We start from the raw sequence: 24,420 nt of genomic DNA, 5'->3' as shown, positions 1-24,420 counted from the left end.
CACCTTTAAAATAGAATATATCAGTTTAGAAAAAGCTAAGGAGTAACAAGATGAATCATTATTTTATCGCTATTTATGACGGCGTATTTCCTACCGAAAAATTACATACCATTTTACAATCTAATCCTACTTTTACCGACCTAAACGTCCGCCCTCTCGAAATCTCATCACCAAGACCTTTCACATTATTAGTTGGCGCAGAATACGATGCACTTACAACTGGACTTACAGATACATACCATCTATTAACGAAAGAGTTACAAAAACTAGAAGAACAAGAAAAGTACTATTACGTATACGATTATAAAGTTAGAAAGACTATCGATAACCCTGACGAAAAATGCTTTCCACTAGCGACAATCCATATAAGTGTTACGAAATTCCATAAGATGATTCAAAAAGTAAAAGACTTAAAACGCCCTGTATTTGCAGGTTATCGTATCGCTTCTCATGATGCAGACATTCTTACACTTGATGTACTTCTATCTTCACCTTTATTAGATCCTAACACTTCCGAAAAAGATGCGGAAGAATACTCCTATTTACAACAACTAACTGAATCGATATCTCGTTCTGAATTATGTATTTCTGTTAAAGAGAGTACACTTATTTAAACACGAAAAGAGGGTTATTTATCATAACCCTCTTCTGCTCTCTATTTACGTCTATACTTGATCATAATAATGAATTTCATATACAACTTATAATAAGTATCAAGGTGTTTTTCTCATTCTAAACGACATATCTTTACGTCGATATACACTCAGCACAATTCCCATTATAAACGCATGAAATAGAGTTGGTATCCATCCGTAGCTAATAAAAGGTAATGATATAGAAGTACGCGGTAATAATCCTAAAATCATGCCAACGTTACAAATAAAATGGATTACAAAAAGAGTCACTCCGCCAACGAGGAGCAATTTACCATAACCATCATTTATTTTATAAGCTATGTTCATTATTCTTACTGCAAAAAGAGAAAGAATCAAGACAAGAACTAGTGCAAGCACATATCCATAATAGTAAGTCAAACTCGCGAATACAAAATCAGTATGGGCAGCAGGGATAGACTTTATATTTCCATATGTACCAAACCAACCTGCTGAAGACATCGCCTCTTGTAAACGTAAATCCCATTGATCATGCGCTGGGTTTATAAATCCTAAAATTCTAGCTATCCGGTATTCTTTTACGGCAGACCAGGAAAATAGATCCCTAATAATTAAGAGAAAAATTGGTAACATTGTAATGAGCCATGCTGTTTTCTTTCCTAGCTTACTCCACCAAAGCATAACAAATACCATCGTAATGTAGATGAAAATTGGTAAAAGAATTGATGTCGTTAAAAATAGATACAAAGAAAATACGTACAGCATAAAAAGATGTATAAACTTTAATCTACTGTTATTAAAAAATGAAGCCCAGGCTAGAAAAAAGAATGGTATCGTCATTAAACAGTCAATTTTGATGGGACCAATTTTTATGAGCGCTTCCCCATTCACGTAACCACTTGGAAACCATTTTAACGTTAACAGAATAAATACTCCGATTGTATAAAACAGCCATCCAAACCTTTCTAGCTTCCGGTAATCAAGCAACATCATCCCAACAGCCGTTACAATGCCAAGAATTACAAAAATTACTTTGTTCATTAGTAAATCATTCGTATGCCCAAGAGCGATTATTGGTAAAAACCCTAACCCCATAGCAGCCACTAATAAAATAAGTAAGAACCAATCAACCTTTGGCTTATGCAGTTTATTAAGCTCCTGCCCTAGTTTAATTGGACTTCCCATTTGTTCCACAGCTTTATTTTCAGCAACTTCCTCACTTAATCCTTTTTCTATCCATGTGTTCTTCGCCTGTTTTAAGTGAAAATCTAGTTCAGTTGCTACAAAGCTCTTTGCTTCTTTTGATTTAATATGATTCGTAACTTCGCTTACAAAACGCTCCCCTTTTTTATTCAATTTCGCCTCACTCCTGTACTAAGCCTTTTAATATAAATTGTACCTTCGTAGCATTTTTCTCTGCCTTTCGCAGCATCTTTCTTCCTTTATCATTTAATTGATAATATTTCGCTCCCGCGTGATCCCAACTTGATTGAATAAAACGATTCTGTTCTAGACGATGTAATACGGTATATAAAAAACCTTCATTTCCTTCGAATTTTCGAATCCCTCTCCCTCGTAGCAGCTGTGACAATTCGTATCCTGTTTTTTCATTACTGAGGAGTTGTAAAATGGCTAAAGAGATGTCCTCTTCCTTTTCGTGTGATGCATTGATTTTTTCACGCACCTGCTTTCGATGTTGATCAGAAAAACTCAAATGTTTAAACGTTGTATTCTCCATTGACTTTCGCAGGCCTTTTAATCGATCTTCCATTTGATTATTCCTCCAATCCTTTCTTCAAAAGCTCCTTCGCTTTTTTCAGTCTCGTTTTTATCGTGTTTTCTTTCACGTCTATTACAATAGCAATCTCTTTAATTGATAATTCTTCATAATAAAATAGATAAATCACTTCTCGATATTTTACCGGTAAACTCATCACTGCAGAAGCGAGCTCACGGTCCTCCGCATTTTGAATGACAATTTGTTCGACACTATCATTTTGAACCCCCATATAAGCAGATTCATCCTCTGCCACGATCACCTTTTTGTTATACCAACTCTTTATATAGTCCTTACATTGATTAATCGCAATTCTCCATAACCACGTTTTCACATTCGACTTCCCTTTATATGTATGAAGAGATTTATAACATTTCACAAATATATCTTGCGTTACATCCTCAGCAACCTCTTTATTATTCACATATGAATACACAAGCTGCAGGACTTCTTGTCCATACTTGTTCATGATTTCATCGATAAGGAGTTCCTTATCTTCTATTTCAAACGCTTCTACCGTTAATTCATCCACATCATTTCCTCCTTCCCTATATTAGACGACGCAACCTGTGGAAAAGTTTTATACATTCATAAAAAAATACGGGCGGCAATAACATTTTTTATAAATCACTTCCTAAGCAAATTACATATAATAAACCGAATAGTCATTACACTACATTCACCTAAAGAGCGTCTTCCTCCCAAAGCGCTCTTTCATTTTGAAATAAGGATTTCCCCTTAGTTTTCTATAGTCAAGATTCCCCTCACCTCTAAAGACCGCTAAATGAAAAAGAGAACTCATTTAATCGAGTCCTCCTTCTTCCTAACGCTCACTTAAAGAATCTAATATCTCATGGCCATACAAAGAGGGCTTCATAATATCAAAACCAATAAAGTCTTCATACTGCTTATCTGAAAAATAAAATACGATATTATGAAATAACACTTTTTGCAAATGAGTATCCTGAGAAAGTCTAAATGAGTATATGTATTTATTATCATTTGAAGTTTTCTTTTTATATATTTTACTCCTATTTGCTAATTCTTTTAATTTGCGAGCATTTTCTCCAAAAAACTCAATCCCCACTATGCGATCAAATTGATCTATATCTAAATTTAATGTCGGATTTTCTTCTAATTCTTCAGTCGATTCAATCTCAATATCTGAAGTGAATGGAATTACATACAAATATGCCATCTGGATTTCAGGATCATAAGTAATTAATTTTTTCATGCTGCACCTCATATCCGTATTCATTTGTCTTGTTCCCTATTTTAAAACATAATACAATTGAAATGTAACTTAATAAGCTATAACTAGTAGGTGTGATAATCATCTCTTCCATTTTGAAAAAAGGGGGGAGGTGATAATATGATCGCGATGTTTGTAATTAAATTAGTGTATGGTATCCTAACCGGAGCTGGCGTTGTCATCGGTAGAAGATACGTCGGTCCGTGGCTAATTTCTGTATACAAAAAAGCGAGAACCACCCTGCTTCGTGGAAAAGGTAAGGGCGGTTCTCGGCTAAAACGTTAATGTAATTGTCTTATAACCGCACCTACTACCACCACAATAGCAAGTTAGGTTACACAAGGCAGAAGTTTCTCAGGCTTCTGTCTTCTTTATTTTATGCAAAATTCATACTACATACTCTATCATCATTGTAACACATTTTATTTATTTTTAGTCAAGATAAAAACCACCTAAAGGCTCCCCTTCAGGTGGTTCTCTATTTTACGCTAACGCAGCCGCCTGCTCTTGTTGATCTACAGGAATGACAGCGTCTTTTAATGCTTTTTCTAATTCTGCTGTGTATTTCATTTGCTCTTCTTTGCTCCAGCCTAGTTTCGCAGCCATGTAGTTGATTACTGCTTCTTTCCACTCGTATACCCAGTGAATGTTGAAGAATACAGCGCCTCTGCGGCGTACGAAGAAGTCAACTGGTTTTGCTGTCATTTCGTAATCCATTGCGTATACAAGTGGGATTAGAACGTCTAGCGGCATGTTGTATTCTTTCGCTTCGTCTTTATGTTTTTTCGCTAAGTCGAACAGTACGTCAACGTTAGAGCCATAGAATTTCGCGAACTCTTCTGCTTGCGCTTTCGTTAAACCAGATTTCGTACCTTCGTCTGCTTTTTTCGCAACGAATGCTGGGAATCCGTGTGAACCACTTACATGTCCACCAGAGATTGGCATATGTTTCGTGTCGCTCTTCGGATATGCACTATGACCTTCTTTTTGTAATAGGTTTGTTACGTAGTCTACTACCATTTCAGCCATTTTACGGTATCCTGTTAATTTACCACCAGCGATTGTAATTAAACCAGATTCAGAAGTCCAAATTTCATCTTTACGAGAAATTTCAGATGCATTCTTACCTTCTTCGTAAATTAACGGACGTACACCAGCCCAGCTTGACTCCACATCTTTTTCTGTAATTTTCACACTTGGGAACATGTAGTTAATCGCATTAATGATATATGTGCGATCTTCTGTTGTCATGTGCGGTACAGCTGCGTCTTTATCATAGAACGTATCTGTTGTACCTACGTATGTTTTTCCGCCGCGAGGAATCGCGAACACCATACGTTTATCTGGTGTATCAAAGTAAATAGCTTGCCCTAATGGGAAACGTTTTTGGTCAATTACTAAATGCACACCTTTTGATAACTGAAGTACTTTCCCTTTTTTCGAGTTATCTTTTTCACGAAGTGTATCTACCCAAGGACCAGCTGCGTTTACAATTTTCTTACCGTACACTTCATACACTTCGCCATCTAGTAAATCGATTACACGTACACCGCATACTTTTCCATCTTTATATAAGAAACTGTCTACTTTTGCGTAGTTAACAGCTTTCGCACCGTGTTCAATCGCTTCTTTCATTACTTCAATTGTAAGACGCGCATCGTCTGTACGATATTCTACGTAGTAACCGCCGCCCTTTAGTCCTTCTTTTTTTACAAGAGGCTCTTTGTTTAATGTTTCTTCACGGTTAAACATTTTTCTGCGCTCGCTTCGTTTTACACCTGCTAAGAAGTCATATACACGAAGACCAATTGATGTACTGAATGATCCGAACGTACCGCCTGTATGGAACGGAAGTAACATCCACTCTGGTGTTGTTACATGGGGACCGTTCTCATATACGATTGCACGCTCTTTCCCCACCTCTGCTACCATTTTCACTTCAAGTTGTTTTAAATAACGTAGACCACCGTGTACAAGCTTCGTTGAACGACTTGATGTACCTGCTGCAAAGTCCTGCATTTCAAACACAATTGTTGATAACCCGCGTGTTGCTCCATCTAATGCAATACCAGAACCAGTAATACCTCCACCAATTACGATCACATCTAACTCTTGTTTATTTACTCCGTTTAATACGTCTTTACGTTGTTTACTTGAAAATTTCATGGTAATTCCTCCCTTTGATAACGAAAAAAGAGACCACGAACTCCGCTATAGATTTCGCCTCTATAGCGTGTTGTGGTCTCTCCAAATCTCCTACCGAATTATTAACTTGTCACCATTATAACACTGTTTATGATTATTTGAAAGCTTTTGTTGCTTCAATTGCTTTTTTCCATCCAGCATATAGCTCTTCGCTTGTTTCCGCTTCCATCGTTGGTTCAAAGCGTTTGTCCATATGCCACTGTTCTTTAATTTCATCTTGGTTTTTCCAATATCCAACCGCAAGACCAGCTAAGTATGCTGCACCTAAAGCTGTCGTTTCATTGATTACTGGACGCTCTACAGGAACATCTAAAATATCACTTTGGAACTTCATTAAGAAGTTATTTTTAACTGCTCCGCCATCAACGCGTAATGTTTTTAATTCAATACCTGAATCTGCTTCCATTGCGCATAATACATCTTTCGTTTGGTACGCTAAAGATTCTAGTGTTGCACGAATGAAATGCTCTTTCGTCGTACCGCGCGTTACACCAAACATAGCGCCGCGTACTTCACTATCCCAGTACGGTGTACCTAATCCTACGAATGCTGGTACAACGTATACACCGTCAGTTGATTCAACGCGAGAAGCATATACTTCACTCTCACTTGCATCTTTAAACATGCGCATTCCGTCACGTAACCACTGAATTGCAGAACCTGCTACGAAAATACTTCCTTCTAATGCGTAGTTTACTTTACCATCTATACCCCATGCAATTGTTGTTAATAGGCCGTGCTCAGAAGCTACTGCTTTTTCACCTGTGTTCATTAACATGAAGCAACCAGTTCCGTACGTGTTCTTCGCCATACCTTCACCGAAACAAGCTTGTCCAAATAATGCTGCTTGTTGGTCACCAGCTACACCTGCAATCGGTATATTTTGACCGAAGAAGTGATAATCAATTGTTTCTCCATATATTTCAGATGATGGACGTACTTCTGGAAGCATGCTCTTTGGCACTGTTAACATGTCTAGAAGCTCATCATCCCACTGTAAGTCGTGAATGTTAAACATTAATGTACGTGATGCATTTGAGTAATCCGTTACGTGCGCTTTACCGCCAGATAATTTCCATACAAGCCACGTATCAATCGTTCCGAATAATAGATCGCCGTTTTCTGCTTTTTCTCTTGCACCTTCAACGTTATCTAAAATCCATTTTACTTTCGTACCAGAGAAGTATGCGTCAATTAAAAGACCTGTTTTTTCGCGAACCATTTCGCTATACCCTTTTTCTTTTAACTCATCACAAATTTCAACTGTTTGACGAGATTGCCATACGATTGCGTTGTAAATTGGTTTTCCAGTCGTTTTATCCCAAACAACTGCTGTTTCACGTTGGTTCGTAATACCGATACCAGCGATTTGTTCTGGTTTTACATCCGCTTCGCTTAAGCAAGTTGCGATAACTGCTAAAATAGATCCCCAAATCTCTTGTGCATTATGCTCTACCCAACCTGGCTTTGGAAAATGTTGTGTAAACTCTTTTTGAGCTGAATGAACAATTTCACCTTTTTTATTGAACAGAATTGCGCGTGAGCTAGTTGTTCCTTGGTCTAAAGAAAGAATATATTTTTTCATATCGGTTTCCCCCTATGCTACTTTTCTACTATTTGTATTGCTTTCACTTTTTTTACTTGTCATATAAGAGATTGCTAGTACAATCACAGTTGCAATAATCACATAAATAAGTGCTGCATTTTGTTTTCCTTCAAATACAACTTGATGGAATAATCCTGCAAGTGACCCACCTAGAATTGGACCAACTACTGGAATCCATGCATACTTCCAGTTCGAACCGCCTTTTCCTGCAATCGGAAGGAAGAAGTGTGCGATACGCGGACCTAAATCACGAGCCGGGTTAATCGCATATCCTGTTGTTCCACCTAATGATAAACCAATACTTACAATTAAGAAACCTACGATAAATGGATTTAATCCATCTGCAAATTTATTTGCTCCAATTGCTAATATACCAAATACTAAAACGAATGTTCCAATCATTTCACTTAAAAGGTTTGCAAATGTGTTCGGAATTGCTGGACCTGTTGCAAATACACCTAATTTTGTTCCTGGATCTTCTGTTTCTTTCCAGTGTGGTAAGTAATGTAAATATACAAGAACTGCCCCGATAATTGCCCCAATCATTTGTGCTGCGATATAACCTGGTACGTCACTCCATGGGAACGCTCCCTTAAATGCTAATCCTATCGTTAAAGCCGGATTCAAATGTGCCCCACTAATTGATCCAACTGCATACGCTGCCATAGCAACTGCTAAGCCCCAGCCCATTGTAATAACAATCCAACCAGAATCTTTCGCAAACGATTTCTTTAAACTTACACCAGCGCAAACGCCGCCACCAAGTAAGATTAACAACGCAGTCCCTACTAACTCTCCTAAAAATGCTGACATAGTATCCCTCCACAATCAATTTAAACGCTTCCAAATGTGATAGAGGTAAAATGAATGGCCATTCGTTTTTGTCAAAAGAAAAAGACCCACAGCTTTGCACGCTTCTATATAAATTTATATAGAAACAATGAAATGTGGATCTCTTCTTTTCTCCGTCACGTTTATTAACTTGTCTATAATGTTAACCTTTCATGAAAGCGGTGTCAACAGAATTTTTTCACATTTTCGTCACTTTTTTTGGTAATGTTTCCATAGTTCTTTTTTTGATGTCGTAATTGCTGTCGCACCAGCGCTTAAAGCTCTTTCAACATCTTGCACAGTACGAATGAAACCACCCGCTAAAATCGGAACACCAGTACGCTCTTTCACTTCAGCAATCACATCCGTTAACGCACCAGGAAGCACCTCTATATAATCCGGCTTCGTCTTTTCTAACAAATTACAGCTCTTTTCCATCGCGCTAGAATCAATTAAAAAGATGCGTTGAATGGAGACGACACCCTTTTGCTTCGCCTTCATAATCACGCTCGCCTTTGTCGAAAGTAACCCGTACGGTTTATATTCTTGGCATAAAAACTCCGTCGCATGCCCATCACTTTGTAATCCATGGATCAAATCAACATGTAAAAACACCTTTTTACTATGCTGCTTCGCAAGTGACACAACACTCTTCAATTGACCAACATGAATATCTAAAATAACGATATACTCATACGAACTATGTAATAGTTTTTCCAAATCTTTAATTTGCCTCACTGCCGGCAAAATCTTTTGTTCATGAAATTCCATTCTAAATGTCCCCTTCTCTATGTCATCCTATCCTTTATAGTACACAATTTGAGTAGAAAGAACAGCTAGTGCAGGGAAATTATTTCCTCTATCTATATATTTTCTTCAACTTATCAGAAGCCGTGCCGCCTATGATCATTAATATAAGAGGTAGAAAGTTCATTACATACGGTGCCTCCGCTATAATAGTAATGCTCGCTCCTGCAAACTTATTTAACATCCATATACCGATTTTTGTAACAAACAAAAGTACCCCCATCATAAATAAACTATCAAAAAACACCTTCCATTTTGGGTATGCCAATTGCTTACTATCTTCAATTACTTTTTGCGTCAACTCTTCATCACTCCTTAGCAGTTCATCAATCGTAATACCGAACAGATCACTTAAATGAATAATAATTTCAATGCTCGGATAGTTCTTTCCCGTCTCCCATTTCGAAACAGACTGCCTACTTACATGAATTTTTTCAGCCAAATCACTTTGCGACCAATTTCGTTTTTCTCGTTCTTGTTTTAAGCGTTCACTAAAAATCATACTGTGTTTATCACCTCTCTACGTCTAGTATGGGCAAATAACTGATGAAGAGTAAAGCTAGTTATCATTGCGTAGGTTGTGCAACTTGTGCGTTACAGGTTGTAATGGCGCCATTTAGTATGTACATTCTATATGCTATGCTCCTATAATAATTTCCCGAACAATAATACACCGAACAGATACTAGTAAAGACTAGATTAGACGTAAAAAAATACGTCGCCCTTCTTATCATTCTCCAGAAAGAATAACGCAAAGTTTCATTTTTAAACTTTTTCATCAAAAAGAAAAGAAGCTAACAATAAATTGTTAACTTCTCAGCTGAAAGTAAAATATTATCTTTCTTTATCTTCTAATATCTAGGTTGTGATTGAATATTTGTAAGGTGAACATCATACATATCAATGATTTCAAGAAATCTATCAGCTTCACGGAAAACATGGTCTGCTAATAATGGATGAATGATACTCTTTATTTTACATTGCTCAATTAAATCACGTGCTGTTTTCTTAAAATCCCGAAGAGATGCAACCGACACACGATTTTGATCTAAAAATTGATCTAAAAGTGGGACTGTTTGAGATTGTGGTTTCATAGATTCTAAGTCAATTGCTTGATACATCAATTCATCAAAATCATGGCTAAAATTCCGTGCTGTGTCTACAAGCTTTCTTTCCGATGGATCAAGAAGATGACCAATAAATTTAGCATGGTCTGCCATAATCCTTAAAAAGAAAACATTTTCTTTAATAATAGCATCAGGAAGAGCATCTAATTTACCTTCATTTAATTGTATTAAACGTTTTCTAAAATAATCAGCTTCCCTACTCGTATGGTCAACTAACAATGGAAAGTTATTTTGTCCTGGCAATTTACATGTGAGAATTAATCCTAAAATTTTTCGTTTAAATCCCCAAATATTAGTTGCGGCTTGTTGTACTTCTGAATTAAATCTTTTTATTTGCTCAGGATCTGTTTCATTTGTATAGGAATGCGCTATTTGTTCGATATGTTCAAACAATCGATAAAATTGATTAGCCTCTTCGATTAGTTGAGTATCCTCACATCTAAACCCTAAGCGAAGAAAAAAAGAATGCTCCTTCATGATTCTAGACCAAAAACGAATTTCATTTAATGAACGCTCAACAAACATTACAGATGTAACACCTGTATCAGGATGTAATGATGTTTCATCCCTATGCATTGTTAATCCCCCCCCAGTAAATAATGCGCTAGTTCCATTCTTATGAGTAAAAAAATATATAAATACCATCAATAAAAGTTCATGATGAATATTGTATACATGTAAAATTCAACTTGTATAAGCTTAGCTTGATGAACATATACTGCTCCTCCAGCAAAAAAAGGCTACCAGCTAGATGTAAAGTTCTACTAGTTGGTAGCCTTTCAAAATTTCTATTAAAGCAATACCGAATCCTTATCAGTATCCTGATTCCGTTTCTCTCTCTCTTCTTCTAAACGCTTCATATACACTTCGCCTTCTTTTTCGATAAACTCATTATCCATATCTTGCTCTTTTTTTGAAGTATATAAAACCATGTAGCCACTTAATACGATCCCGACAATTACAAGATACACCCACCATGGTAAAGTTTCCACTGTACTTCATTCCTTTCCTTAGACAAGCCTTATTAGTTTCACTGTATGAGGAAAGAAGTGGATTTATGCTTAAAATTTATTGTGGATTCTTCGCGAAGAACGCTTGTACATATTCCATAAACTCTATTGGTTCCTGGCGAAACGGTGCATGGTATCCTTTTTCAATGATATGGAACGTACTATTCGCAAATAGCTCATGATACAGTTCACCATTTTTCCAAGAAACGCTCTTATCGTGTCGTCCCCATATAATTAAAGTCGGCACCTTAATTTTATCGGCTTCCATCGCAATGCGGCGCTCTCTCATTTTCGTCAGTTGATCATAATGCTCTTTATCATCGCGACTATTTTTCACTGCATTTTTATTGTAATCTGTAATCTCTGTTACAGTTTGTAAGTCCGTTGATAGCGGCGGCACTTCATAGCTTTCTTTTTGCTGGAAAGACTCGATCCCTGTAGAATCCGCTAAAACGAGATGCGTTACTGCATCCGGATATAAATACGCTAAATTTAGAGACATCTCTCCGCCCATCGAATGACCAAGTACTGCGAATTGATCGTATCCGAGTTTCTTCATTAACTTATAATATAAATTCACTTGCGCAGGAAACGAATACTGAAAATCAACCGGCTTCGAAGAACGTCCAAATCCTAAAATATCAACCGCGATAATCGTATGGTCTCGTGCAAGTTCCGGATAAATATCACTAAACCCATCTGAAGAACCACCAAACCCGTGAAGCATAAGTAAAGGCGGCTTCCCCTCACCAATTTGCTTAAAGTAAATCGTCTGCCCATCAATTTGCGCCATACTCTCTTTCGTATTCAGCTTCATCATAACAGTATTTTTCACTTCTCCAACCTTTGCAATCGGCTTATCAACGAAGTTACATACGATTAACAAAACGAGCATAATACCGCTAATAAAATAAAATTTAAACCGTTTCAACATTCCCGTCTCCTTTCTCTTGTTGCTATTTAAAGTTTTTACATTATTTGGTTGTTTTATAATTATTTTTTATTGTAACTATAACAGTTACAATTATACTAAAAAAATATTACTCACTGCCATTAGTGATGGTTATTTTGTAACTATTATAGTTACATATTTAAAGTAAGTCAATTCTTTTCTCTACATGGCCTAATAACAAAGAAAAGGACTTCCTGTTGAAGTCCTTTTCTTTATCATTATAGTTGGCTTACTCCGCCGTCTCCTCTATTATCTGCTGGTGCTCCTCCTGTATCTCCTATATTAACGTAGTCTGGTTTTGCTGGTGCTGGAACATCACCGTGCTCCGCTTGTTGTACAAAAGAACTATTTAAACCGACAGATACAATAACAACTAACACTATACCAGTTACAACCATACCTATTTTTTTAAACATTATTTTAATGCTCCTCTCTCTATCTTCTTCTCTTTTGCCTGTAATGCTTTGTAAAAATAATCACTTGCTTTCATGTAATTAGCATCCTCACGAAACTTTATTGCAAGTTTTTCCACATATTCCTGAGTGTAACTATATAAAGATTCTTTATCAAAATAAGTAATTCCTTTAAGGACAATCTGCTCTAATTCTTTAATAGGAACATTACCATTTACTGCTTTTAAAATACTAAAATGATGTATATACTCTTCATTTTCTAACTCCATACAAATATTTAATCCTCTATCAATTAATTCTTCAGCAATGTTTGTTTCTCCCAGTTTAAAATGTTCCCTAGCTTGTAGGAAAATCGCTTTGAAATGTGCTGGGAATTTCTCTGTTACTTCCGAAAGATGTCGAATAGCTAGTGCAGAAAGGTTTTGACTTGCGTATAGCCATCCTAAATTATGACGTACCCTTAAAAGTAATATAGCGTTATCCTGTTTTTGTAGAATATCTATCGCTGAATTTAGACACTCTTCTGCTTGTTCATATTGCTTTATTTGTATGGCAGTTAGTCCTAAAAGATTTTGAGATAAAGCAATATTCATATCTTGTCCTGCTTGTTTTGAAAAAATTTCTTTAGCTTTATTTACATATTTTATTGTATTCATTGGTTGCCTTGTATTGTAGAAAAATGCAGAAAGACGATAACAGAATTCCCCATATTCTAATTCATCAGGAATATATTTTATTAGTGTTTTGGCCTTCTCATAACATCTACTTGCATCATTGTAATTTGATATTAGAGTTGCATGCATTGCCTTAAAAAAATAATAGTAATATGACAAACGATTTTCAGACGTTTTATAAATTTCATCAATTTTATCAAAACTATTTTTAGTAATTTGTAAGCCATCCGCCAGCACTTTATATCTAAAATCTAATAAAGAGTAATATAGCCATAAATCCCCATCCTCTTTTACATTAGAAAACTCACTCTCAATATCTTCCTTCATTTCCCTAGCTTTCTCTATATTTTGCTGCAACATTACACGATACCAATCATCTAAAGAATGTTTCATTTGCTCCCTTCTTACTACCTCTGCTCCCATACACTCGCATCCCCTTTTCTCCAAACTTACAAAATTAGGATATTTATACAATTATCCAAATTGTATATTACCACCTCTTTTCTATGTATTGAAAAATAATTATCAGAAAATTAAATATTTTAATTAATTATACCAAAGTTTTCCTTTTTGATAACTTGAGAAAAAATTATCAGAAAACTTTATGGAACAAATAAAAAAGCAAGCAGTTCCAGCGATCAGCTAAAACTACTTGCTCTCCTACTTACTCTCTCTATTGTTACTCTTTAATAAATTCCTTCGTACTTCTCACTGTATCAATTGGACGAACTAATTTTTCGATTTCTTCACGTTTTGGCTCTAAGAACGGAGGTAACGATAATTTTTCGCCAAGTGTTTCGTATGGCTCATCTCCCATAAACCCTGGGCCATCTGTTGCAAATTCAAATAAAATTTGTGGTGCAACTCTTGCGTATAATGACTCGAAGAAGTGACGATTTACATAGCCAGATGAAGGAAGCCCTACGCTACTGATTCTCTCAATCCACTCTTCTAATACAGCACGATCTTCTACGCGGAATGCGGCATGGTGCACTGTACCAAAACCTTGTTGTGCTTCTGGAAGAACCGTATTATGTTCTACAATGACAGAAGCACCGTTTCCGCCTTCGTTTACTTCAAATAAATAGAATTCTCCTTCTTGAGCAATCTCTTTAAATAATAGAACTTTTTCTAACACTTCTTTAAAGAAACTAAAGTTTGAAATGCGGATAAATACAGGGCCTAAGCCAGTAATTGCATATTCTAATGGAACTGGACCGTTTTGCCACGGTGTACCTGACTCTATCCCTTTATCTAATTCATCAGAGATTAATTGATAGTGTTGATCGTCAAAATCAACGAAAGAAAGAGTTTTCTTACCAAATTGCTCTTTAATGCCTGTATGTTCTACTTCAAGACGGTCAAAACGGTTCACCCAATACGCTAATGCTGCATCAGTTGGAACGCGGAATGAAGTTTTTGAAATTTCATTTGTACCGTGTACTCCTTTTGGAATACCTGGGAAATCAAAGAATGTCATATCTGTTCCTGCACTACCTTTATCATCTGCAAAGAATAAATGGTACGTTTGAATATCATCTTGGTTTACTGTTTTTTTAACTAAACGCATTCCTAACACGTGAGTGAAAAACTCATAGTTCTTTTCTGCACTACTTGTAATTGCTGTAACGTGGTGAATTCCTTTTAATTGGTTCATTTTATATTCCTCCAATGTGTTTTTAAATTTATATTTTCTCTTCTATTATTTCTCTTCAATAGGTGCTAATTTCGCTTCAATTGCTGCGCGCTGATCTTCTAAGAACGGCGGTAAATCAAGTTTTTCTCCTAAATGCTCCACATCTCCATCAACTGTAAATCCTGGTCCATCTGTCGCAATTTCAAATAAGATTCCGTTTGATTCACGGAAGTATAAGCTTTTAAAGTAGAAACGGTCGATAATACCTGAAGAATGGAAACCTTTTTGTATTACCTGTTCTTCCCAATAAGCTAGCTCTGCATCGTTTTTTACACGAATTGCTAAATGATGAATGCTACCGCGGCCTGGCTTTTCAGTAGGACCATCCAAATATTTCACAACGATTTCTCCAAAGGCTTCTCCTTTAATAGACTGGAAAATCGCTTCTTCATCATTTCGGCTAACTTCTGTATAACCAAATATGTCTGTAAGTGTACTCGCCAGTTTATCAAGTCTACGCACTGTCATTTCCACAGAACCCATTCCTTGAATTTGATGTTCAGCAGGAACTTCTGATTTCTCCCAAGTTTCCCAGTGCTCCACTTTTTCTCCATTTGAAACGAGTAGCACGAGACGAAGACCTTCCGCATCCTCAAATTGCAAAGCAGGACGATTTGCATATGTTGTCATTTCACTATGTTTCATATCAAATTTCTCAAATCGTTCTTTCCAGTAATGTAAGCTTTCCTCTGACGGAACGAGTAATCCGATTCGCGTAATTGCATTCGTACCACGGTACGTTTTTCCTACTAAAGGCATTTCAAAAAACGATAGTTCTGTACCTGGACTTCCTGTTTTATCTCCGTAAAATAAGTGATACATGGACGGATCATCTTGGTTTACCGTCATTTTCACACGGCGTAAACCAAGCACGTTTTTATAAAAATGGTTATTCTCACTCGCGTTTTTTGTAACCATTGAAATGTGATGATGCCCTTTAATTTCATACATTGATAATTCCTCCGTTTCATTTTACTAGTCAAGTGATACCTAAAAAATAATATGCTTCTTAGCTTTTCAATTTATTCTCATTATGTTTTTGTAAATTCATCTTAGTTTTTACTGAATAAGTTACTTCGTTTTTCAATCGAAAGCAATTGAGTATATGTTTTTCATATGACTCAATCCCTTTCGTTACTATCACTTTACATCTCAAGTGATTAAAAAGCAAGTGATTTATCTCAAATTCGAGATATTTTTTTATTGGATAACATTTTGAACTGGAGAATGATAAAGTGAAGGCTAATAATCAGTGGGGGTTTTACTGTCCATTAACGCGGGATAAAGTATTCATACGAAGAGTAGACAACTTCTCCCCTTTAAAAAGGTTTATTACATGGTGAAAAGGAATATTATCCATAAAAGAAAGGGGTTAATTTATGAATAAAAATATATCATTACTGACCTTATCATTATTCCTATATCTATCCGCTTGTTCGACTGAGACAAACACTGGTAGTACATCTACTACTGAACAACCAAAAGTAAAAACTGCCTCAATACAACAAGAGGAAAATCATAAACCTATTTTCTTTCAAGGAAAGGAAATAAAGAAAATTGAGCTTATATCCGCTAAGGTAAAAAATAAAAAAGCAGTTATAAATCTAGAGTTTGATCAAATTATTAAATCCATGGAACATACAGGAATAGATAAGGATCGAGAAAGAGTTATTCCTCTTTTGCTAGATGATGAGGCCAAAGCAAATATTGATTATCAAATGAATGTAAATTACCAAGATGGTTCCAATGAAACATATTTAATTTGGCTAGAGGATAAAAAAGTTGTAATTGCTCGTCAAGATCATGAAGAACAAAAAAATCTAGAACATTACATAATAAGGGATACAGATGCTCAACAAATATTACGTTTATTTAAGAACAATGTAGAATAACAATAAGCTGCCCATATGGACAGCTTATTGTATTTTTTGCTTAACATATTTTTTCTGAAATGCTGGCGGTACTCAATTTAAAAGTTGATATGCCCCCATTCTAGTGGCAAGATATGTTTTATTAGTTCTTCGTTACACCCATGCGTACTTCTTAACTATTTTATTTCATTTTTAATAAAGTGAAACTTTAATCAGCCCTCACCAATCGGACTTTTATGGGCAGCCCGACCCCCACCTAACTTCTTTGCTTTCGCTGAATTTTGAGTTGGGGGTCTTACTGCCCATTAAAGCGGGATAAATTGAAATTTAATGACTTAACATTATGCTTATCTTGGGAGCAAGGTATTTTATCGGTGAGTGTATACAAACCATGTAATGCTTGCTGTTAATAATGCTGACGAAATCAAAGCTGTAAGAACACTATATGTTCGCCACATAAGTATTGTTGACCAATCGAAAGCACAGCACAGTATACCCAGGGCAATCGTAGCGGTCAGGAAAATAACTGTTACGGTTATTCTCTTTTTTGTCATTGGCTGCCGCTCATTCGTTCTCCTTCTGCGTAATCCTAAGAGAAATAGCAAAACGGCCAATAGGCAAAGAATAATTGTGATAGACGACAAAATGATATCCAAAAGCTGTGTGCCGCTTATTTCATATGACTGAGTTAGATTGCCTTCTAATATATCTTTAACTTTTAGTACCATGTTTGTATTGGTATTTGCGCCGTTGCTCAGCAAGGAGACGGCTGTTCGTTCATTTGGCAGTATGACTACTTCGGTTCTGAAATTTGGATTGCCCCCAGTGTGTTCTATAATCGTTTGTTCGGCGTTTACGGACCAGCCTGCCGCATAATACATACCGTTGACAGCCGAAACAGACATATCACCCCTATGTGATTTTTCGATAACCATGTGAAATATTTCGGGTATGTCCTGCACGATCCCCATCTGTATGCCCATCCAACGCGCCATATCTTTTGTATTAGAAATGATGTAGCCTGCGGGTTTATTCCCAGCATAATCCGGAGCTTTAAATGGAGTTGTCATAAAAAAGGAAGAACGGTAGCCCTGTGCCAACTGTCCAGTGGCTTGAGCAGCTTCTTTATAAACATACGTCTGGTGAAGACCTAACGGCTGAAATACCTGTTCCTTCATAAAGTCTTCATAGCTCTGTCGCGACACAATCTCAATAACCAAACCCAATACGTCATAATTAACGGTTCCATAGTTATACTGTTCACCGGGAGGGAACGCCAATTCAGCATCCACGAGCATTTCCACAGTCTTTTGCAACATATCCGGTGTATTGCCTTGTGGAATATTTTGAAGATGCCTAATATTTGTTAGACCACTGGTATGGTGAAGAAAGTTATTTAGTGTAAGACTTTGCATATCAACAGGTTTCCCTTGATATTTTAATGTAAACCAAGGTAAATATTTTTGGACAGGGTCAGTCATTGAAAGCAGCCCTTGCTCTTCCAATAGCATAATACCCATACCGGTAAAAGCTTTACTGACCGAGGCTAACTCATAGAGTGTATTTTCACTTGCAGACAACCCCTTTTCACGGTCTGCATACCCTGAAGAAAAGTAGAACACTTCATCATCAGCAAGTATTGAGATTGACATTCCCGGCACACCTGATATACGACAGGCATCATCTAGCAACGCTTGTATTGCCGCAGATTGCGAACCTGACAACGCATAACTTTGTGTTGCAAATCCTGAGAATAATATAAATATTGTTAATACAAAAACAATAATCTTTTTCATAAACTCTCCTTTTTGGAAAATTATAAGAGAATAATATAAAGTGAACCTATAATCAGCCCTCACCAATCGGACGTTTACGGGCAGCCCGACCCCCACCTAACTTCTTTGCTCCAGCCAAATTTTGAGGTGGGAGTTTTACTGCCCGTTAATGTCGGATAAATAACCTCCTTTTACAACTACGAAACTAAATTTTAATGTATCTTTCTATTCACCTGTATAATATCAAATAATTACGAATAGTTACACTTAAACGGACAGATGGATGTAATTTGAAACAACTTTAAAGAGCCTTGCTACGTAGAATGTAGTAAGGCTCTTAGCTTTTTAATAATCAAAATTCAATAACTTTATTATCATTATACAACAGCCCCACTAAGCTTTTAACACTTAATGAGGCCACTTTATTCACACTATTAATTATGGAACGTCGGTTTATAGAACGAACGATTATCAAGTGCAAAGACACGCTCTGTGTATTCGCCTGGTTTTGTGCGTCCTAATGCGCGATCCATCATGTTCATTTTTGCATCTAAGTTATCGATGTAGTGCAGAATTTCTGCTTCTTTTACTAACGGTGGTTTTGGGCTACCCCATTCTGCTTTTCCGTGGTGAGAAAGAACGATGTGTTGAAGAATTAATACTTCTTCTGCATCGATTTGTAGCTCGTCTGCAGCTTTACCAATTTCGTTCACCATAATAGAAATGTGGCCTAGTAAATTCCCCTCTAACGTATAAGTTGTAGAGATTGGGCCAGATAGCTCAATTACTTTACCAAGGTCGTGTAAAATAACGCCCGCATATAGTAAGTCTTTATCTAACGATGGGTATAAAGCCGCAATAGCTTTCGCTAAATCAAGCATCGATACAACGTGATAAGCTAGTCCAGATACGAACTCGTGATGGTTCTTTGTCGCTGCTGGATATTCTAAAAATTCGTTTTGGTGCTTATTTAACAAATGTCTTGTTAGACGTTGAATGTTTGGATTTCTCATTTCAAATATGTATTGCGTAATTTTTTCAACCATATCTTCTTTTTTCACTGGTGCTTTTTCTACGAAATCCGAGATATCTGTTACTTCATTTTCATTCGCAACACGGATTTGTTTCACACGTAATTGAATACGTCCTTTGTAGTTTAAAATATCACCAGCTACTTTAACGATTGTTTCTGCTACATATTGTTTCTCAACTTCTGGCGATACGTCCCATAGCTTCGCTTCAATATCTCCACTTGGATCTTGTAAGATTACTGTTAAAAATGGTTTTCCATTGCTTGCTAAACCTTTTGTCGCTGTTTTAATTAACAAGAAAACATCGACTTGTTCACCAACTTCATATTCTGCAATTTTCTTTTTCATTCGAATTCCTCCACCATATCAATTACTTTTAGTATAGCATACTACAACTCATTTTCTTTACGCTTATGCGTTAATTTTATAATCTGTTTTTCTGTAAAATACGTTAATAAATGCGCATGGCATGTAAAGAAGATGACTTGTCTATCTTTCGCAATTTCCTTTATTAGTTCAATTGTACGATTCGTCCTTACCGCATCAAAATGCACGAAACTATCATCAATAATGAACGGATAATCATGCTCAAATGTTTTCGCTAATGCAAATCGTAACGATAAATATAACTGCTCTGCTGTCGCTTGACTTAGTTCATGACTGTAAAAACGCATACCGTCGTTACGCTCAACGATGAACGGTTCTGCCTCTGACGGTGAAAAGATTTTACTATATCGTCCGCCTGTTAAATAGACGAAATACTCTTCTGATTTTTGTAAAATACGAGGAAGATGTACTTCATGATAATATTGCTTCGTTTTCGTTAATACTGTCTTTGCGGCCGCATAAGCAGCCCACTTCTTCACTTGTTCACGCACTTGCGCTTTTTTCATTTCCCATTCGTGCAGTAAATCACCGTACGTACTACCTTCTTCTAAATTCGCGATTTCCATACGATGTTTCGCAATACGCTCTGTCAGTTCTTTCTCTTTCATAAGACAATTTTGCGCAGCTGTCATTTCTTGCTTTAATTTTTCATCATAACCGTCAGCCTCATAATGTTCAGCTAATGATAAACTCGTTAAACGCTGTTCTAACAGATCAATTTGCGGTAATAAACGCCCGACTTGCTGCTCAGCATCTTCACGTTTTTCTGCCAGTTTACCTGCTTCTAAAAACATCTCTTCATCTGTAGAATGTGCGATATGCCATAAACTATCTCGTTCTACTAACAGTTGTTTCAATTGCTCTTGCATGAACTCATATTCTTCTTGCCATTCCACAAGCTTCTCTTTTAACTGCTTACAAGTTTGGCGCTTTTCTTTCTCATTTTGCATACGGCTTTGCGCCTCGTGCAGCTTACTATATTCCGCACTACCGATAACAGTTTCTAGTTTATGTTCAAATTGCGAAATCATTTCATATAATGAAGATTTCCGCTCATTTTGTTTCTCTAACTCGCGATATAATTGCTGCATTTTTTCCATACGCTCAAACGCCGGCAATATGTGTGCATACGTATAAAATTCAGGGAACATATAGCGCATTTTATACACATCTACTTGCTCGCTAATGCGGAACGTTTCTCTCTCCCATTCCTCATACGATGAAACGACTTTATCATAAGCTCGCTCCATTTGCTGTAACTTATACGACTCACGCTCAAATAATTTACGTATCTCTTCATCTTTTTCTAATTGATAACGAACTGACATTGCTTCTTCACTTTGTCTCCCACCAGCACTTTGCTGAAGAGTAAGAAGCTCTTCTTGTAATCCACTTGACGGATCTTTATATAAAACGAGGGCAAGAACGATCCCTACAAAAATAATGACACTAATAAATAAGAGTAGGCGGTTGTCCATAAATAAGCTTGTGAATAAAACGACTGTGTTAATAAGAAGTAACAGAAGACAAACTCTTTGCCACTGTTTTTTCTTTTGCACTGCCGCTCCCGCCTTCTCTTCATACTTGCGCTTCATTCTCTCTGCGCCCATACCGATAAACGCCGCATCTTGGAATGACTTTTCTTTCTCAACTAGCGTATTTCGTTCTTCATCCGCTAACATTTGGTGCTTAACCTGTCTTATGTTTTCTTCTTGTTCTTCTAATTGCTCCTGCGCTACTTTAAAACGCTCATCAAGCTGTGTTTTTTGCGTTTCTAGTTCGCGCGCCTTTTGCACCGTTTGCGTAATTAACTCTTTCGTTGCCAAACTCATATCAAACGAAAGAACTGTTTCTTTTTCAAAAGTAGCACCGATTTGTTGTTCTAGTTCTGCCAGTTCTTCTTTTATATTCGTAATTGTTCCTGTCATATCACGCATTTCTTGGCGTGCATTTTCATAAGACATATGCTGCATACGAAGTTCTTCTACATAACTTTCTTTTTGTAAAAACTCTTCATCTATTTGAATCGATTCAATTTCCGTTTGCACATTCTCTATTTTCTTATGGAGTGAATCAACTTGTAATTGGAGCGGCTCCATCTTCGCCTTAATCGCTTCATAACGCGCCATCCCGTTTACAGGAAACTGCCCGCTCTCGTTTTCTAACACTTTCTCATGCGCACGCTTTTCAATAACGAGAGGCTCTAGCACTGCTAATATTTCATAATCTTGCTTTCGCTTTTCTGCACTCTCTTTTTCCGCACGAACAGCAGCAAGTTTCTCTTCACTTTCTTTTAACTGCTCCACTTGCTTTTCATACATGCCAATTTTCCCTTGCCACTCTTTCATCTTCTCTTCAAGCTTCTTCATTTCTTGCAGTGACACGTTAATTTCTGGTTTACGACCGCTCGGCTTAAAGCGCTGATCCATTTCTTTTTCTAGCTTTTTATCTAGCTGCAATAACGCATCGCTTCCGACTGCGCTTGCCGAAAATAAATAATTTCCGATATCCGCTTCGCCGAGTTGATGAATATTTTGAAGGCCGTGCATATCAAATGAAAAGACTGATTCAAATAAACTTTCATTCATCCCGCTTAATATATCGTGTAAAATTTCCTCGTTGCCCGTTTTCCCGTCTTCAAAATAAACGGTCACCTCACCAGCTGCTGTCTTTGGCAATCGTTCAATTTTCAAACGGCCGTACTTCTCTGTTTGCACAGTCATCGCACCGCCATACTTGCCGCCTTCTTTCGGCTCATAACGGCGCTGTCCTCTCGTTGGAAAACCGAATAAAATACTTTTCATAAATGAGCGAATTGTCGATTTCCCCGCTTCATTTTCACCGTATAACACTGTCAGCATTGACAGATCCATTTCCACATTTTCTAATTTTCCGTACCCATAAATATGGAGTTTTTCAATTCTCATTTCTTATCCCTCTCTTGCTGGAATAATTGCTCTAAAATAATATTTTCTGCTTCCTTTTGAATCTCTTTCTTCTCTTCTTCTGTAAAAGATTCAATACTATTACGCGCTACAGGAGATGTCCAAATACTGCGCAATACGCCGTCCATATTGGTGAAAGCTTCTAACTCTTTCAGCACACTACCGACGAAATGGTTTTCCTCTTTCAAACGCTCGATTTCCGCAAAAGAAACCGTCTCATTTTTCCACTTCATCGCATATACGAAGTCTTTTCGCTCTTCGCCAGCTGCTAAAATATGAAAGATCTCTTCCACACGCTTTTCATCACGTAAATAAGGAGAAAGTGGGCCTTGTCCTGTAAATACGACAGTAAGTAGCGTCCCTTCCTCTTCTCTTCGGCACTCATTCATCGCACTCGATGCGCTCGTCATAAGTTCATCAACAGTTTCAAGTCCATCAATATTCACTTCTATCTCGTCCCACACAACATCCGCCGTATGGAAAAATGAACAGTGCGTTCCTTGTTTCGTAAGTTCAATCAGGTATGCACCCTTCTCTCCTGTTTCCTTACGATGACGTCCTTGTATATTACCTGGATAAATAATGCACGGCTCTTCTAATAAAATTTCACGTTTATGTATATGACCAAGAGCCCAATAATCAAACTGCTTTTCTTTCAGCTCACGAATTTGAAACGGTGCATAGCGATTATGCTCTGCATCTCCTTCCACACTTCCGTGAAGCATACCAATATGAAAAGGCGCATCACTCATTTTCGTAAACTGCGCTGTCATATTATCCGTTACCGCTTGCTGCAAATAACTAAACCCGTAAATAGAAGCTAACAACTCACCATTTTTATAAAATGATTTCTCTTCTACATAAGGCTCCGTAAACACATGAACATTTTCCGGAAACTCAATTGCTGCCCAGCTTCCCCCTAAATGATCGTGGTTACCGTGAATAATAAAAACAGGGATATCATACTGCGACAGTCTCTTCATTTGCTCGCGCACAAACACTTGCGCTCTCAAACTTCTCGTCTCCGCATCATACAAATCCCCGGCTAGTAATACGAAATCAACGCGCTCTTGAATCGCTTTATCAATAATACGTTCGAACGATTCAAACGTACTCTGCTTCATTCTTTCCCAAACAGACTGCGGTACATTCATTTCCATCCCTTTAAACGGACTATCCAAATGCAAATCAGCCGCATGTATAAACTTCACTTGTTTCACAAATAACGATCCTTTCTATATTTCAAAAGTTTCATTTTATCCGCATGAACACAAACACTACATGCTCAATTGGTGAAAACTAGTAATAAGCAGGAAATAAAAAACTCCCCACTGATTAAAGTTTCACTTTACCCCGTATTAACGGGCAGTAGGCAAAGAAGCCAATCTGAAAGTAAACTGCCCATAAATACCCGATTGGTTCAACTAATAACTAGTGGGGATGAAAA

General features: G+C 37.0%; 23 protein-coding genes. 3 read left to right on the top strand and 20 right to left on the bottom strand.

Going from position 1 to position 24,420, the window contains the following annotated elements; genetic code table 11:
* The first annotated feature begins 50 nt into the window (after positions 1–50).
* A complete protein-coding gene (locus DN389_RS21935; RefSeq protein ID WP_060489201.1) occupies positions 51–614 on the top strand; it encodes a hypothetical protein in 564 nt (187 codons plus the stop codon).
* Positions 615–713: 99 nt separating this feature from the next.
* On the opposite strand, the gene DN389_RS21930 is transcribed toward DN389_RS21935, so the two are convergent.
* The 4 genes from DN389_RS21930 to DN389_RS21915 all read right to left on the bottom strand — a co-directional run bounded on the left by DN389_RS21930 (position 714) and on the right by DN389_RS21915 (position 3,625).
* Complete coding sequence (locus DN389_RS21930; RefSeq protein WP_149237624.1) at positions 714–1,970, bottom strand: FtsW/RodA/SpoVE family cell cycle protein; 1,257 nt, start codon at positions 1,968–1,970, stop codon at positions 714–716.
* 7 nt (positions 1,971–1,977) lie between these two features.
* The gene (locus DN389_RS21925; RefSeq protein WP_000390169.1) at positions 1,978–2,385 is read right to left on the bottom strand and encodes a PadR family transcriptional regulator; all 408 of its coding nucleotides are present in this window, start codon (positions 2,383–2,385) and stop codon (positions 1,978–1,980) included.
* 4 nt (positions 2,386–2,389) lie between these two features.
* Entirely contained in the window at positions 2,390–2,923 is a 534-nt protein-coding gene (locus DN389_RS21920; RefSeq protein WP_098082747.1) for a sigma-70 family RNA polymerase sigma factor, read from the bottom strand.
* Positions 2,924–3,214: 291 nt separating this feature from the next.
* Positions 3,215–3,625 carry a DUF2283 domain-containing protein gene (locus DN389_RS21915; RefSeq protein WP_088080557.1) on the bottom strand — a complete coding sequence of 137 codons (411 nt, stop codon included), beginning with the start codon at positions 3,623–3,625 and terminating at the stop codon, positions 3,215–3,217.
* 138 nt (positions 3,626–3,763) lie between these two features.
* On the opposite strand from DN389_RS21915, the gene DN389_RS28525 reads away from it, so the two are divergent.
* Entirely contained in the window at positions 3,764–3,928 is a 165-nt protein-coding gene (locus DN389_RS28525) for a hypothetical protein (protein WP_000561154.1), read from the top strand.
* Positions 3,929–4,126: 198 nt separating this feature from the next.
* Here the strand turns inward: DN389_RS28525 and glpD are convergent, their stop codons facing one another.
* From glpD to DN389_RS21855, 12 genes are all read right to left on the bottom strand, one after another.
* The gene (glpD, locus tag DN389_RS21910) at positions 4,127–5,809 is read right to left on the bottom strand and encodes an aerobic glycerol-3-phosphate dehydrogenase (RefSeq protein ID WP_149237623.1); all 1,683 of its coding nucleotides are present in this window, start codon (positions 5,807–5,809) and stop codon (positions 4,127–4,129) included.
* Positions 5,810–5,942: 133 nt separating this feature from the next.
* Positions 5,943–7,433 (bottom strand): glycerol kinase GlpK, encoded by a 1,491-nt coding sequence (glpK, locus tag DN389_RS21905; protein WP_000759998.1) that lies wholly within the window; start codon positions 7,431–7,433, stop codon positions 5,943–5,945.
* Between the two features lie 12 nt (positions 7,434–7,445).
* The gene (gene glpF, locus DN389_RS21900; protein WP_001272204.1) at positions 7,446–8,267 is read right to left on the bottom strand and encodes a glycerol uptake facilitator protein GlpF; all 822 of its coding nucleotides are present in this window, start codon (positions 8,265–8,267) and stop codon (positions 7,446–7,448) included.
* A 228-nt stretch (positions 8,268–8,495) separates the two neighbouring features.
* A complete protein-coding gene (gene glpP, locus DN389_RS21895) occupies positions 8,496–9,056 on the bottom strand; it encodes a glycerol uptake operon antiterminator GlpP (protein ID WP_000394296.1) in 561 nt (186 codons plus the stop codon).
* An 88-nt stretch (positions 9,057–9,144) separates the two neighbouring features.
* On the bottom strand, positions 9,145–9,594 hold the full coding sequence (locus DN389_RS21890; protein WP_046953967.1) for a helix-turn-helix domain-containing protein: 450 nt from the start codon (positions 9,592–9,594) through the stop codon (positions 9,145–9,147).
* Positions 9,595–9,943: 349 nt separating this feature from the next.
* Complete coding sequence (locus DN389_RS21885) at positions 9,944–10,795, bottom strand: DUF2935 domain-containing protein (RefSeq protein ID WP_098189599.1); 852 nt, start codon at positions 10,793–10,795, stop codon at positions 9,944–9,946.
* Between the two features lie 215 nt (positions 10,796–11,010).
* A complete protein-coding gene (locus DN389_RS21880; protein WP_000449224.1) occupies positions 11,011–11,211 on the bottom strand; it encodes a sporulation YhaL family protein in 201 nt (66 codons plus the stop codon).
* Positions 11,212–11,287: 76 nt separating this feature from the next.
* Positions 11,288–12,160 carry an alpha/beta fold hydrolase gene (locus DN389_RS21875; RefSeq protein ID WP_052767421.1) on the bottom strand — a complete coding sequence of 291 codons (873 nt, stop codon included), beginning with the start codon at positions 12,158–12,160 and terminating at the stop codon, positions 11,288–11,290.
* A 239-nt stretch (positions 12,161–12,399) separates the two neighbouring features.
* Positions 12,400–12,597, bottom strand: a complete 198-nt coding sequence (locus DN389_RS21870; protein ID WP_149237622.1) for a Phr family secreted Rap phosphatase inhibitor — start codon at positions 12,595–12,597, stop codon at positions 12,400–12,402.
* Positions 12,597–13,691: a response regulator aspartate phosphatase gene (locus DN389_RS21865; RefSeq protein ID WP_098189598.1), complete on the bottom strand. Its 1,095-nt coding sequence runs from the start codon at positions 13,689–13,691 to the stop codon at positions 12,597–12,599. The genes DN389_RS21870 and DN389_RS21865 overlap by 1 nt, the downstream gene beginning before the upstream one ends.
* Before the next feature lie 256 nt (positions 13,692–13,947).
* The gene (locus tag DN389_RS21860) at positions 13,948–14,925 is read right to left on the bottom strand and encodes a ring-cleaving dioxygenase (protein ID WP_149237621.1); all 978 of its coding nucleotides are present in this window, start codon (positions 14,923–14,925) and stop codon (positions 13,948–13,950) included.
* Positions 14,926–14,970: 45 nt separating this feature from the next.
* Positions 14,971–15,915 (bottom strand): ring-cleaving dioxygenase, encoded by a 945-nt coding sequence (locus tag DN389_RS21855; protein ID WP_149237620.1) that lies wholly within the window; start codon positions 15,913–15,915, stop codon positions 14,971–14,973.
* Positions 15,916–16,343: 428 nt separating this feature from the next.
* Here DN389_RS21855 and DN389_RS21850 point away from each other — a divergent pair, with 428 nt between their 5' ends.
* Positions 16,344–16,856 (top strand): hypothetical protein, encoded by a 513-nt coding sequence (locus DN389_RS21850; protein WP_088121560.1) that lies wholly within the window; start codon positions 16,344–16,346, stop codon positions 16,854–16,856.
* 347 nt (positions 16,857–17,203) lie between these two features.
* Here DN389_RS21850 and DN389_RS21845 read toward each other — a convergent pair whose 3' ends face one another.
* The 4 genes from DN389_RS21845 to DN389_RS21830 all read right to left on the bottom strand — a co-directional run bounded on the left by DN389_RS21845 (position 17,204) and on the right by DN389_RS21830 (position 24,193).
* Positions 17,204–18,631: a serine hydrolase domain-containing protein gene (locus DN389_RS21845; protein WP_088121559.1), complete on the bottom strand. Its 1,428-nt coding sequence runs from the start codon at positions 18,629–18,631 to the stop codon at positions 17,204–17,206.
* A 413-nt stretch (positions 18,632–19,044) separates the two neighbouring features.
* Positions 19,045–19,989, bottom strand: a complete 945-nt coding sequence (yhaM, locus tag DN389_RS21840) for a 3'-5' exoribonuclease YhaM (RefSeq protein ID WP_000726645.1) — start codon at positions 19,987–19,989, stop codon at positions 19,045–19,047.
* A gap of 41 nt (positions 19,990–20,030) precedes the next feature.
* Positions 20,031–22,955, bottom strand: a complete 2,925-nt coding sequence (locus DN389_RS21835) for an ATP-binding protein (protein WP_098189595.1) — start codon at positions 22,953–22,955, stop codon at positions 20,031–20,033.
* Positions 22,952–24,193, bottom strand: coding sequence for a metallophosphoesterase family protein (locus DN389_RS21830; RefSeq protein WP_149237619.1), 1,242 nt, complete (start codon positions 24,191–24,193; stop codon positions 22,952–22,954). Before DN389_RS21830 ends, DN389_RS21835 begins: the two co-directional genes overlap by 4 nt.
* Positions 24,194–24,420 lie beyond the last annotated feature (227 nt).

This window comes from Bacillus sp. AY3-1 (assembly GCF_008368785.1).
In the GTDB taxonomy this organism is placed as follows: domain Bacteria; phylum Bacillota; class Bacilli; order Bacillales; family Bacillaceae_G; genus Bacillus_A; species Bacillus_A wiedmannii.
The sequence above is the reverse complement of the archived record's forward strand: the minus strand, read 5'-3'. Positions and strand labels throughout refer to the sequence as shown.

Bases quoted from the DNA above. Each gene is read 5' to 3' on its own strand.
- DN389_RS21935 (WP_060489201.1), top strand. From the start codon at position 51: ATGAATCATTATTTTATCGCTATTTATGACGGCGTATTTCCTACCGAA.
- DN389_RS21925 (WP_000390169.1), bottom strand. From the start codon at position 2,385: ATGGAAGATCGATTAAAAGGCCTGCGAAAGTCAATGGAGAATACAACG.
- DN389_RS21915 (WP_088080557.1), bottom strand. From the start codon at position 3,625: ATGAAAAAATTAATTACTTATGATCCTGAAATCCAGATGGCATATTTG.
- DN389_RS28525 (WP_000561154.1), top strand. From the start codon at position 3,764: ATGATCGCGATGTTTGTAATTAAATTAGTGTATGGTATCCTAACCGGA.
- glpD (WP_149237623.1), bottom strand. From the start codon at position 5,809: ATGAAATTTTCAAGTAAACAACGTAAAGACGTATTAAACGGAGTAAAT.
- glpK (WP_000759998.1), bottom strand. From the start codon at position 7,433: ATGAAAAAATATATTCTTTCTTTAGACCAAGGAACAACTAGCTCACGC.
- glpF (WP_001272204.1), bottom strand. From the start codon at position 8,267: ATGTCAGCATTTTTAGGAGAGTTAGTAGGGACTGCGTTGTTAATCTTA.
- glpP (WP_000394296.1), bottom strand. From the start codon at position 9,056: ATGGAATTTCATGAACAAAAGATTTTGCCGGCAGTGAGGCAAATTAAA.
- DN389_RS21890 (WP_046953967.1), bottom strand. From the start codon at position 9,594: ATGATTTTTAGTGAACGCTTAAAACAAGAACGAGAAAAACGAAATTGG.
- DN389_RS21885 (WP_098189599.1), bottom strand. From the start codon at position 10,795: ATGCATAGGGATGAAACATCATTACATCCTGATACAGGTGTTACATCT.
- DN389_RS21870 (WP_149237622.1), bottom strand. From the start codon at position 12,597: ATGTTTAAAAAAATAGGTATGGTTGTAACTGGTATAGTGTTAGTTGTT.
- DN389_RS21865 (WP_098189598.1), bottom strand. From the start codon at position 13,691: ATGGGAGCAGAGGTAGTAAGAAGGGAGCAAATGAAACATTCTTTAGAT.
- DN389_RS21860 (WP_149237621.1), bottom strand. From the start codon at position 14,925: ATGAACCAATTAAAAGGAATTCACCACGTTACAGCAATTACAAGTAGT.
- DN389_RS21855 (WP_149237620.1), bottom strand. From the start codon at position 15,915: ATGTATGAAATTAAAGGGCATCATCACATTTCAATGGTTACAAAAAAC.
- DN389_RS21850 (WP_088121560.1), top strand. From the start codon at position 16,344: ATGAATAAAAATATATCATTACTGACCTTATCATTATTCCTATATCTA.
- DN389_RS21845 (WP_088121559.1), bottom strand. From the start codon at position 18,631: ATGAAAAAGATTATTGTTTTTGTATTAACAATATTTATATTATTCTCA.
- yhaM (WP_000726645.1), bottom strand. From the start codon at position 19,989: ATGAAAAAGAAAATTGCAGAATATGAAGTTGGTGAACAAGTCGATGTT.
- DN389_RS21835 (WP_098189595.1), bottom strand. From the start codon at position 22,955: ATGAGAATTGAAAAACTCCATATTTATGGGTACGGAAAATTAGAAAAT.